The sequence below is a fragment of the Arthrobacter sp. 05T444 genome (assembly GCF_056395905.1).
Map to the genome: position 1 here is coordinate 34,248 of NZ_JBFTKK010000006.1, position 11,700 is coordinate 45,947.

9 protein-coding genes are annotated in these 11,700 nt (G+C 66.8%); 2 read left to right on the forward strand and 7 right to left on the reverse strand.

All coding sequences use genetic code 11. From position 1 onward, the window contains the following. Nucleotides 1-131: 131 nt before the first annotated feature. Complete coding sequence (gene rpsT, locus AC1DD3_RS07605) at nt 132-392, forward strand: 30S ribosomal protein S20 (RefSeq protein ID WP_230119666.1); 261 nt, start codon at nt 132-134, stop codon at nt 390-392. A gap of 112 nt (nt 393-504) precedes the next feature. Here rpsT and holA read toward each other — a convergent pair whose 3' ends face one another. The 3 genes from holA to AC1DD3_RS07620 form a co-directional block, all read right to left on the reverse strand. Continuing rightward, nucleotides 505-1,521, reverse strand: coding sequence for a DNA polymerase III subunit delta (holA, locus tag AC1DD3_RS07610; protein ID WP_230119667.1), 1,017 nt, complete (start codon nt 1,519-1,521; stop codon nt 505-507). Beyond that, entirely contained in the window at nt 1,455-3,230 is a 1,776-nt protein-coding gene (locus AC1DD3_RS07615; RefSeq protein ID WP_476881361.1) for a ComEC/Rec2 family competence protein, read from the reverse strand. Before AC1DD3_RS07615 ends, holA begins: the two co-directional genes overlap by 67 nt. 259 nt (nt 3,231-3,489) lie before the next feature. Continuing rightward, the gene (locus AC1DD3_RS07620; protein WP_230119669.1) at nt 3,490-4,521 is read right to left on the reverse strand and encodes a ComEA family DNA-binding protein; all 1,032 of its coding nucleotides are present in this window, start codon (nt 4,519-4,521) and stop codon (nt 3,490-3,492) included. A gap of 205 nt (nt 4,522-4,726) precedes the next feature. Between AC1DD3_RS07620 and AC1DD3_RS07625 the strand changes: the two genes are divergently transcribed. Further along, nucleotides 4,727-5,212: a hypothetical protein gene (locus tag AC1DD3_RS07625; protein ID WP_230119670.1), complete on the forward strand. Its 486-nt coding sequence runs from the start codon at nt 4,727-4,729 to the stop codon at nt 5,210-5,212. 24 nt (nt 5,213-5,236) lie between these two features. On the opposite strand, the gene AC1DD3_RS07630 is transcribed toward AC1DD3_RS07625, so the two are convergent. The 4 genes from AC1DD3_RS07630 to AC1DD3_RS07645 all read right to left on the reverse strand — a co-directional run bounded on the left by AC1DD3_RS07630 (nt 5,237) and on the right by AC1DD3_RS07645 (nt 11,582). Beyond that, on the reverse strand, nt 5,237-6,343 hold the full coding sequence (locus AC1DD3_RS07630) for a DegV family protein (protein WP_230119671.1): 1,107 nt from the start codon (nt 6,341-6,343) through the stop codon (nt 5,237-5,239). Between the two features lie 56 nt (nt 6,344-6,399). Next, nucleotides 6,400-8,925: a leucine--tRNA ligase gene (leuS, locus tag AC1DD3_RS07635; RefSeq protein ID WP_230119688.1), complete on the reverse strand. Its 2,526-nt coding sequence runs from the start codon at nt 8,923-8,925 to the stop codon at nt 6,400-6,402. A gap of 333 nt (nt 8,926-9,258) precedes the next feature. Further along, nucleotides 9,259-10,773: a glycerol kinase GlpK gene (gene glpK / locus AC1DD3_RS07640; protein WP_230119672.1), complete on the reverse strand. Its 1,515-nt coding sequence runs from the start codon at nt 10,771-10,773 to the stop codon at nt 9,259-9,261. A 62-nt stretch (nt 10,774-10,835) separates the two neighbouring features. After that, the gene (locus AC1DD3_RS07645; RefSeq protein WP_230119673.1) at nt 10,836-11,582 is read right to left on the reverse strand and encodes an MIP/aquaporin family protein; all 747 of its coding nucleotides are present in this window, start codon (nt 11,580-11,582) and stop codon (nt 10,836-10,838) included. Nucleotides 11,583-11,700 lie beyond the last annotated feature (118 nt).

An 11,700-nucleotide genomic window follows, 5' to 3' on the forward strand; every position in this document is an offset into this window, starting at 1 on the left:
TTCATAGCTGTGTGTCCGTGCAGGTCGACGGCCACTCATGGTTGGTCGCCATAGGTATCCCCACGCCGCTCAGTCAATGGCCAACCTGAAAGCCCTCTAGACCATTTCCGCATTAAAAAGAGAGTTCACACGTGGCAAATATCAAGTCCCAGAAGAAGCGCATCCTGACCAACGAAAAGGCTCGCCTGCGCAACAACGCAGTCAAGTCCGAGCTGAAGACGGCCATCCGCGCCGTCAACACAGCCGTTGAGTCCACCGACAAGGATGCCGCTGCTACTGCGCTCGTTACTGCCAGCCGTAAGCTGGACAAGGCTGTCAGCAAGGGTGTTCTTCACAAGAACAACGCTGCAAACCGCAAGTCGGCGATCTCCAAGAAGGTCAACGCACTCTAAGGTTTTCCAGTTCAACTGAACTGATGCTTGTGGCCGGCACCATTGGTGCCGGCCACATCTCTTTAACGTGCCCAGCCCCTCCGGCGGCGGTGACGGTGGCGGCGAGCGGTGGTTAGCGGCGGCGGGCAGCCGTCGAGATCACCGTGACAGCGTGCTCCACCGCGTAGACGGGGTCACGCGAGAGGCCCTTGACCTGCGCGTCGGCCTCTGCCGTCACCTGGATGGAACGGGCCAGGCCTTCAGGCGTCCATCTCCGGACGTCACGCTGCGCCTGTTCCACGAGCCACGGCTGCATGCCGAGGTGTTTGGCAATCTGCGCTGAGGACCCTTGGGCGCCGGCTACTTTGGCGACGGTCCGCAGCTTCGCGGCCAGTGCCGCCACCAGCGGAACCGGGTCAGCCCCCGTGGCCAGAGCATGGCGCAGGGTGGACAGCGCCACCGGCCCGTTGCCGGCCATGGCTGCGTCCGCCACTTTGAAAGCGGTGGCCTCGATCCGGCCGCCGTAATAGCGCTCAACCATTTCTGCGTCCACCGCCGTCGAGGCGTCGGAAATAAGCTGGCTGCAGGCCGCAGCGAGTTCGGACAGACTGGCGCCAACGGCGTTCACGAGGGACTGCACCGCTTCAGGTTCGATGCGCCGGGATGCTGCCTTGAACTCCGACACCACGAACGCGGTCTTCTCCGCATCCTTCTTCAGCGGCTGGCAGTCAACAACAGGCCATCCCCCTGCTTTGACCGCGTCCAAGAGCTTCTTGCCACGGACTCCCCCGCCGTGCCGAAGGACCAGAACCGCGTCCTGTTCCGGGCGAGCCAGATACGTCAGTCCGTCAGCGAGAAAAGCGTCGTTCATCGACTCCAGGCCTTCGACCTCGATCAGCTTGCTCTCTCCGAACAGGGACGGACTGACGTTCATGGCGAGCGACCCGGGCTCATAATTTCCTGCGTTGAGCCGGGAGAGCTCGACGTCCGGAGCGGCGGCCCGGACCTGCGAGCGGACCCGGTCCATGGCACGGATGCCCAGGTATTCCTCCGGACCCGTGATCAGCACCACTCCCGCTGGCGTCACGTCCCGCCAGGTGGCCGAATTCGTCGCCGACGTCTTGGATCGTTGGGGCTGGGCAGCGGCCACTGTTGGTTCCTCCCGGGATACGGATTGCAGACTCTAAGCCTGCCACGGCGCAACGGCTGCACCAAGCCGCGCCGGGCGGAGCGGGCCGAGCCGCGCCGTCGGGTCCTTCGTTGAAGCACCTGCTCCAGCGAAGCTGCAGTGGCGCGGTGGGCGGCAAAAATGAGCCCTCGTGTTTGGGCCGGGTGGGCAGCCTGCCAGACGGCAATCAAGGTCAAGGCAGAAAACAGCACCATGGTGAGCAGCCCGAACGCCCCCTCGGGCCAGGGCGGAGCCGCACCGGGAAAACCGGCGGCGAACCTGGCCACCCCGGCGACGCCTGACGCGAAGAAGCCGGCAACGCCGATCAGTGCCGTGGCCAGCCACGGAACAAGCGGCACCAGGGGCACCGCAGCGGTTCCCAGGATAGTGACCGGGGCAACGAGCGGCGCCACGAGTACATTGGCCGGCAGCGAGTAGGTGGCGAACTGGGGCTGCAGCAGGACGACGACAGGCCCGCACAGCAGTTGGGCCGACAAAGGCACGGCGAGGCCCGCGGCCACCCAGCGCGGGACGGCGCGCGGAATCCAGTCCGCGATCTGCCGCCCCAGCACGATGATGCCGAGTGTGGCCAGTACGGACAGCAGGAATCCGAAGCTCGTGCCGAGTCCCGGGTCTATGAGCAGGAGGCCGATGACAGCCAGGCACAGGAAGCTCAGGCCGCGTCCGGTTCTTCCGCCGGCAAGAGAAGCCAAGGCGATGGCCCCCATCAGTGCGGCCCTCAGCACGCTGGCATCCGGCCCCACCATCAGCACAAACAGTCCGAGGCCGGCCAGGGCAAGCGCCGCGGCCGGAACCCTGGCGAGGCGGAGGCTGCGGGCCGCGAGGAGCAGGGCGCCCAGGATCAGGCTGCAGTTCGCCCCGCTCACGGCCGTCAAGTGGGTCAGTCCTACAGTCTTCATGGCTGTTTTCAGCTGTTCATCGAGTCCGCTGGCGTCACCCGTGACCATGCCTGGCAGGAGTCCTCTGGCATCGGCGTCCAACCAGGCGGCAGCCCCCGCGAATCGCCTGCCCAGTGATGCAGGTTCTGCCGTCCAAACGTCCGCGGCCCTGATGGTTACGGGAGCCGAGGACGCAGCAAGGATGCCGGCCTCCACCTTTCCGGCATCGGGAGGGCGCAGCTTCCCGGCAGCACGGACCAGCTGGCCGGGGACCACACGCTGCCAGTCCTCCCCGCCCATGATGACCACCGCGGCGCCGGCCCGCAGCAGCTGGCCCCGGGCGGTCAGTGATTTGACCGTGGCATTGACCGCCCAGCGTTCGGACAATCCGGACGCCCCCGGCCTTCTGAGGGCGTGCGGGGCGCCGGCTATTTCCACTTCCGCCACAACGGACGCGCGTGCCGCAATGGCTCCTGCCACCGGACCGTCATGCTTCTGCGCCGAGGAGACAGCCGAGTGGGCTGCGGCGGCCACGGCCAAAAGCAGGGCCGCCATCATCGTCAGCAGGAAGCTCCGGTGAGGGCGCCCTCCCGCCTTGCGGCGCCGGAGAATACGGAGGAGCAGGACGCCGGCGCCCGCCGCCAGGGCACAGCACAGGCCAAGGAGCCAGGCCGGATTAAGCCAGAGGCCGGCTCCCGCAGCCGCCCACACGACTAAGGCAGGCGGGACCAGCCGGAGGTCAAGCCGTCGCCGTCTCTCGTCGGCCGAATCGGTGGCTCGCTGCTCGGGCAACAGCCGTGCCCGCAGCTGGTCCCGGATTCCCTGCAGGAGGGCTGGGCCAAGCGGACCCGTCGCCCGGACCGGTCCCGAAGCAACCGCACCGGAACCAACCGCTCCGGAAGCCGCCGGAGGCCCTCCATTGGACGGTGGCGGATGGAAGCCGGAGCGCCGGGGCGGGCCTCCGGCAGCCGGTTCGCCGAAAGCCGGGCTGACGGCCGCCTCCACGTACCGGTGCCATCTACTGGTCCTCCGTGCAGGGTTGCCGTCCATCTCAGACCGTCACCAGCGGGAGCAGCGTTTCCAGCATTTTGGGTCCTACTCCGTCCACGGCGTCAAGCTCCTCCACTGTCTTGAACGGGCCGTGCTCCGCGCGCCAGTCAACGATGCGTTGGGCGAGCACCGGACCCACCCGCGGCAGGCTTCCCAGTTCCTCGGCGCTTGCACTGTTCAGGTTGGTTTTGGCCGCGGTGCTGCCGCTCCTGCCTCCCGCTGCGGACGCACCGGACCCGGTCCCTGAAGAACCCGATCCCGATCCGCCAGGCTGCGCCCCCTGCGGCACTGCTTCGGGCGGTGCTGCTTCCCCTCGGCGTGGGACGTAGATCTTCTCGCCATCTTCCAGTTCCGCAGCAAGGTTGAGCCGGTTAAGGTCCGCGTCCGCAGTTCCGCCGCCGGCTGCCGCAATCGCCTCGTGGACCCGGCCGCCCCGCGGAACCTTCACCACGCCGGTTCTCTTCACGGCGCCGGCAACGTGTACAACCACGCTTCCGGAAGGAGCGTCCGAGGCCGGGCCAGATCCGGGGCCTCCGGATTCGGCCGGACCGCCGGCGTCGTCGCTGACGTCCTCTTCCGCGCCGCCCGCACCCGCATCAGGCGTGGCCGCGACCCCTGTCGTCACGGCGCCCAAGGGGACAACTTCCGGTTCCGTGGCCGCAACCCGCCACCAGAACCAACCACCTACTAGCAATGACATGATGCCCAGCAGCACCGCGGCCCGGACCCCCAGGCGCCACCTGACACGGGCTTCGGCCGTGCCGGAAGGGTGGGAGGCGGGGGAATCCCGGAAGTCACGGGCTGCCCTGTCTCCGCTACGGTAGGAGAATCCCCGGCCGTCCCCCATTTCCAGCAGCCCGGCACGCTCCGTGAAGGGATCACCGACCTGCGGGGCACCGAGCCTCGCCGCCAGGCGGCTGGCGGGTTGCCGGCTCGAGGCAGGGGCCGCCGGCTCGGCCCCCTCGGGCGGACGCAGGCCTGCCGGGCTGCGCGACGGATCGCTGGCTGCAGGTCCAGCGGTCCGGCGTGACATGCCTTCCACCGTAGGCGACCCGGCATCCGTGCCACCAGCGCGGGCCGCTCGTATGTGGATAGCCTCAAACCGCCAGTTCGTGTGGTCCCAACCAAATCGCAGGGTCTACCGGATATTATTCGACGCAGGTGCGCTGCCGGGTGCAGTATTGGCGCGCCTGCTCCTCACCGGTGATGAGCCGGTCCGGTTCGAGAGAGGTTCTTCCATGAGCACTGAGACGCCGAGGGCCCAATCCAGCCGCAAGCGCACCGTGACTATCGGCGCGGCAATCGTTGTCCTGCTTGCCGTTATCGCCATCGTCGTGGCAACCCAGGCATTCCGGGCAAGCGAGGACGCAGGGGCAAAGGACAGGGCGTCCGTTGAGCCTTCCGCGCCGACCCAGGCCACGGACGGCACCCAGGTGACCTCACCCACGCAGAAAGCCTCACCCACGCAGAATGCCCTCACCGGGCAGGACGCCGAGCTGGTGGATGAGGCCAACACCGTCTGCGAAATGCGGCTCACTGAGAAGTACCCCACCGCCACCATCAGCCCCGGGACGAAGTCAACGATCAAAAAGCCGGACGGCACCTTCGACACGGCCGGCTCCTACACCGACGGCGGCAATTCCAGCCCCATACCGTTCGAGTGCTCCTCTACCCGAACCGATGGCAGCTGGACGGTTGTTTTGAAGCCCGCGAAAAACGGCTGAACTCCGCCGGTGTGAGAAGCGCTTTCAGCTGCTCTTTCCCGCGGCCGGATCAGCCGTGCGTTCCGGATGCGCTGGACTCGCCCCATCCGCCAGGCGTCCCGGTGCCGCAGCAACATGGCCGGAAGCCGGCACCGGGCTGAGTGCAGCCACAGCCGACGTAGTGCTTTCACCGACTATCACGGCAAGGACACCGAGTCCGGCGTGGGCTGCGAGCACGGCCGGGAGGGAGCTGATCTGCGCCGGCGGAGTGTCCGGCAGGGCCACCGCGAGCCGGGAGGCAAGGACCTCGGCCTCGGCCCGGTTTCCGAAGTGGTGGATGGCCAGCCTGGCCTCCCCCTGCGGCCTGGCCGCGGCGTCAGCCACCACGATTTCCTCCAGCCGGGCGACGGCCCTCGCGGCGGATCGGATCTTCTCGAGCGGCACGATTTTGCCGCCGTCGACTGCAAGAATCGGCTTGATCGAGAACATGGTGCCCAAAAGCGACGCGGCGGCACCGATCCGTCCGCCGCGGCGCAGCTGTTCCAGGCTCGGAACATAGAAGTACACCTTGGTCTTCGCGAGGCGCTCCTCGGCGAACTTCCGCACTTCAGCGGCACTGCGGCCGTCAGCGGCGGCAACCACGGCGCCTTGCACCGCCAGCCCCTGCGCCATGCCGACCGTCCGGGTGTCCAGCACCTCCACCGGGATCCCGACACGGGCGGCAGCCAGGCGCGCCGACTCCGCCGTGCCCGAGAGGTCACCGGAAATATGGATGGACACCACAGCCTCATAGCCGCGCCGTTCGGCCGCCAGGTACGCCTGCTCAAACTGCCCGGGCGATGGCCGGGAGGTCTTCACCGGCGTAGCCGCGGCGAGTGCCACCGCGATGGTGTCGGCGATATCGTCCTCACCCTCGCCGTAGATTTCCGCACCCACCATGACGGGCATCGGGACCACCGCCAGCCGGCCGTCAAGGGAAAAACCGCGCACCCAGTCAGCTGGAAGCGCCGCGGCAGAGTCCGTCACGACGGCGGTACGCACGACGACGGCGGGTTCCGCCGCAGGCGGCACCGGTCCCGGGACGGTGGCTTGGCGGAGGCGGGCCAGGTGGTCTTTCAACCACAGCCAGGCTGCCGGCTCGCGGTCAATCACGGCACACCTCCTGCAATTAGGCCGGCCGCCGGAAGTACCGGCGGCCGGAACCCCGCCTAGGCCGGGACGATGTTGACCAGTTTAGGTGCCCGCACGATGACCGTGCGGATCCCACGGCCGTCGAGGGCACGCTGGACGTTCTCCGAGGCCAGCGCCAGTTCACGCAGCTCATCCTCCGAGATGCCGGGCGACACCTCGAGCCGGTCCCTGACCTTGCCCTGGACCTGGACCACGGCGGTGATGGTGTCCTGCACGAGCAGGGCGTCATCGTGCGCGGGCCAGCCCGCGTTGGCCACGGAGGCGGGGTGGCCCAGGACGTTCCACAGGTCTTCGGCCGTGTAGGGAGCAAAGAGGCTGAGGATGACAGCCACCGCCTCGACGGCCTCGCGGACCGCAGGGTCAGCGCCGCCGGCACCGGAATCGATGGTCTTGCGGGTGGCGTTGACCAGCTCCATGAGCTTGGCCACCACCACGTTGAACTTGTTGTTGTCCAGCAGTTCCGCGGCGTCGGCGATGGTCCGGTGCGTGACGGTGCGGAGCGCACGGTCGCCCGTGCTGGCGTCCGCACCGGGGGCACTCGTGACGTCCTGGCCGAGGCGCCAGGCACGCGCCAGGAACTTGGCCGAGCCCGAGGGCGAGACATCGGCCCAGTCCACGTCGTCCTCGGGCGGTGACGCAAAGATCATCGTGAGACGCACGGCGTCCACGCCGAACTTATCCAGCTGTTCGCCCAGGTCCACTCCGTTGCCCAGCGACTTGCTCATTGCTTTGCCTCCGTTGAGCACCTGGCCCTGGTTCAGCAGCGCGCTGAAGGGCTCGTCGGCGGCCAGCAGGCCCATGTCATGAATGACCTTGGTGAAGAAGCGGGCGTAGAGCAGGTGCAGGATGGCGTGCTCGACGCCGCCGACATACTGCCCGACCGGCATCCACTCGTTGATCTTCGCAGGATCGAACGGACCGTCGGTGTAGTGCGGGGAGACGAAGCGCAGGAAGTACCAGGACGAGTCCACGAAGGTGTCCATGGTGTCCGTGTCCCGCTGGGCTGCACGTCCGCAGTTCGGGCAGTCGACGTTGACCCATTCGGCCGCCGCGGCCAGCGGGGAGGTGCCTCTCGGAGACAGTGCCTCGCCACGCAGGTCTTCGGGAAGCCTAACCGGGAGTTGCTCGTCGGGTACCGGCACTTCGCCGCATTCGGCGCAGTGGATGATGGGGATCGGGGTGCCCCAGAACCGCTGGCGGCTCAGGAGCCAGTCACGCAGCCGGAAGTTCACGAACTTCTCGCCGGTGCCCTGCCTGTCGAGGATACCGATGGCGGCTGGAATGGCCTCTGCCTTGGGCAGGCCGTCGAGAGGACCGGAGTTGATCAGCGTGCCTTCCCCGGCCGTTGCCTTGCCGGAAACGGCCGGATCCTCCTCGCCGGTGTCCAGCACCGCGCGCACAGGCAGGCCGAACTCCTTGGCGAAGTCGAGGTCGCGCTGGTCGTGCGCGGGGACGGCCATGATGGCGCCCGTGCCGTAGTCGGCCAGGACGTAGTCCGCTGCCCAGACGGGCAGCTTTTCACCGTTGAGAGGATTGATGGCGTAGCGGCCGGTGAACACACCGGTCTTATCCCGCTCGGTGGACTGGCGTTCGATGTCCGAAAGGGCCTTGACCTTTTCGCGGTAAGCCATAAGTGCGTCATGGTGTTCAGGGGTAACCAGGTCCAGGGCCAGGTGCGCGTCAGCGGCCACCACAAAGAACGTGGCCCCGTACAGGGTGTCCGGACGCGTGGTGAAGACGGTGACGTCACGCTCGGCTCGTCCGTCAGACGCCTCGATCACGAAGCGGACATGCGCGCCTTCCGAGCGGCCGATCCAGTTTCGCTGCATCGCCAGTACTCGCTCGGGCCAGTGCCCCTGCAGCTCGGACATGTCGTCCAGCAGCCGGTCCGCGTAGTCCGTGATCTTGAAATACCACTGGTTCAGCGACTTCTTGGTCACGGCCGTGCCGCAGCGCTCACAGGCGCCGTTGACTACCTGCTCGTTGGCCAGCACGGTCAGGTCCTTGGGACACCAGTTGACCGGTGAGTCCTTGCGGTAAGCGAGGCCGCGCTCGTAGAAGCGCTTGAACAGCCACTGGGTCCAGCGGTAGTACTCCGGATCGGAGGTGTGCAGGCGGCGGGACCAGTCAGCGGAGATGGCGTAGCGCTTGAACGACGCGGCCTGCGTGTCGATGTTGGCGTACGTCCACTCGCTCGGGTGCGCGTTGCGCTTGATCGCCGCGTTCTCGGCCGGCAGGCCGAAGGAATCCCAGCCGATGGGGTGCAAGACGTCGTAGCCCTTCTGGCGCAAGTAGCGTGCCACGACGTCGCCCATGGCGAAGGCCTCGGCGTGGCCCATGTGCAGGTCGCCCGAAGGGTAGGGGAACATGTCCAGGACGTAGCGGCGCTCCCGGGAACCGTCGTCGGCAGGCGTGAAGACCTTGAGATCCTCCCACACCTGTGGCCACCGGGCCTCCATGGCCGCGAAGCTGTAAGCGCCCTCCTCGGGGCTTTCCGCTGCACCTGCTGTTGTTCCGGTCTCGGTCTCCGGCTGAACGCTCACTGCTGCCCTCTTCTGTTCTGTCATGACGTCTGTCCTGTCACAACGGTCTGATCCCCCGCCGCCTGCCGGGAATGCGTCCCGGACACACAAAAGCCCCTCCACATGGAGGGGCGGCCGCTCGGTAGTCCGTATGTCCGGGATACCGGGCGGCTAGCTAAGCAGAAGGATCGCACGCATAAAGCTACTCTAGCGCACGGTACGGGCGACGGCACCGACGCCGCCATTTCTGCGCTCCACCACCGCCGGTGATGTGACGCGGACGCCCGCAGCACCAGGGGCCGGCTGCCTCCAAAGAGACGGCCGGCCCCTGGTTCTGGTACGGCTTGCCTGGGCCTACTTCACGTCCTCGTCGACCCAGTCCATGGACTTGGTCACGGCCTTCTTCCATAGCCGCATCTGGCGGTCCTGCTCGGCCTGCTCCAGCGCCGGCTCCCACCGCTTGTCCTCGGACCAGTTAGCCGACAGCTCGTCGAGATCCTTCCAGAACCCGACGGCAAGGCCGGCCGCGTAGGCCGCGCCGAGTGCGGTGGTCTCCACCACCTTCGGACGGATAACGGGGACGCCCAGGATGTCCGCTTGGAACTGCATGAGCGCATCGTTGGCGACCATGCCGCCGTCGACCTTCAGCTCGGTGAGCGGAACGCCGGAATCGGCGTTGACCGCATCCAGCACCTCCCTGGTCTGGAAGGCGGTGGCCTCCAGGGCCGCCCTGGCGATGTGGCTCTTGTTGACGAACCGAGTCAGACCCACAATGGCGCCACGGGCGTCTGACCGCCAGTACGGCGCGAACAGGCCCGAGAAGGCCGGAACGATGTACACGCCGCCGTTGTCCTTCACCGAGGCAGCGAGGGTCTCCACCTCCGGCGCCGTGCTGATCATGCCGAGGTTGTCGCGCAGCCACTGAATGAGCGAGCCGGTGACGGCGATGGACCCTTCCAGCGCGTAGTGCGGCGCTGCGTCCCCCAGTTTGTACCCCACGGTGGTGAGCAGTCCGTTCTTGGAGTGGACGATCTCCTCGCCGGTGTTGAAGATGAGGAAGCAGCCGGTGCCGTACGTGTTCTTGGCCTCACCAGTCTGGAACGCGGCCTGACCGAACGTGGCAGCCTGCTGGTCGCCCAGGATGCCCGCCACGGGAACTTCCCGCAGCAGCTGCGAGGTGTGGACGGTGCCGTAGACCTCGGAGGAGGACTTGATGGCCGGCATCATGGACGCCGGAACACCGAAGATGCGCAGGATCTCTTCGTCCCACTGCAGCGATTCCAGGTCCATGAACAGCGTCCGGGAAGCGTTCGTGACATCGGTGACGTGCACGCCGCCGTCCACGCCGCCGGTCAGGTTCCACAGCACCCAGCAGTCCGTGTTTCCAAAGACCAGGTTTCCGGCCTCGGCCTTTTCCCGGGCGCCTTCGACGTTGTCCAGGATCCACTTGATCTTCGTGCCCGAGAAGTAGGTTGCCAGCGGCAGGCCCACCTTTTGCTTGAAGCGCTCGGCTCCGCCTTCCTTCGCGAGTTCATCCACGATCGGCTGGGTCCGCGTGTCCTGCCAAACGATGGCGTTGTAGACGGCCTCGCCGGTGGTCTTGTCCCAGACCACTGCGGTTTCACGCTGGTTGGTGATGCCGACTGCGGCGATGTCGTGCCGGGTCAGGTTCGCCTTGGAGAGCGCGGATCCAATCACCTCGCGGGTGTTGTTCCAGATCTCGGCGGGATCGTGCTCCACCCAGCCCGCCTGCGGGAAAATCTGCTCATGCTCCATCTGGCCCGAAGACACGATGTTGCCGCTGTGGTCAAACACGATGGCGCGGGTGCTGGTGGTGCCCTGGTCGATGGCGATTACGTATTGGCTCATGATGACGTCCTTGTCGTTGTGAAGGAAAAGTGCTGTGAATCAGGGGGCTGCTGTCATTCGGATCAGGTGGCGGCGTTGAACACAATCGGGAGCAGACCGGCCAGGCCTGCCAGCGTTCCGCCGATCAGGGGGCCGACCACCGGAATCCAGGAGTAGCTCCAGTCGCTGGAGCCCTTGCCCTTGATGGGCAGGATGGCGTGGGCGATGCGCGGTCCGAGGTCACGGGCCGGGTTGATCGCATAACCCGTGGGGCCGCCGAGGGACACGCCGATGCCGACCACCAGAAGGGCTACAGCCAGCGGGCCAAGCCCCGAGGGGGTCCCGCCGAAGGTGAGGATCACGAAGACCAGCACGAAGGTGCCGATGATTTCGGTGATCAGGTTCCAGAGCGTCGAGCGGATGGCCGGGCCGGTGGAAAATACCGCGAGCTTGCTGGCTGGCTCAGGTTCGACGTCGAAGTGCTGCTTGTGCGCCAGCCAGGTGACCACGGCGCCCAGGAAGGCCCCGAGGAGCTCCCCGCCGAAGTAGGTGAAGGTGGAGGCAGCGTCTACCGGGACGCCGGGGGCGTATTCGGCGTTGCGGTGAACGAGCTGGCCCAGGGTGACGGCCGGGTTCAGGTGGGCGCCGGAGTGGGCGGCGACGTACACGCCGCAGAAAACGGCGATGCCCCATCCCCACGTGACCATGAGGAACCCGCCATTGTTGCCCTTTGTGCCCTTGAGTGCGACGTTGGCCACGACGCCGCAACCCAGGAGGGTCAGCATGCCGGTTCCGAAGACTTCGGAAAGAAAAACCAATCCAAGAGACATCTTTGACTCCTTGTTTTCTGTTGTCAGTCCTTCGCGAGTTTGAAGGACGGTTGTGCCGCCAATGCTTTGGCCTTGACGGCGGCGGCCGGGACAGGTCCGCCACGGGACCCGTCCCTGC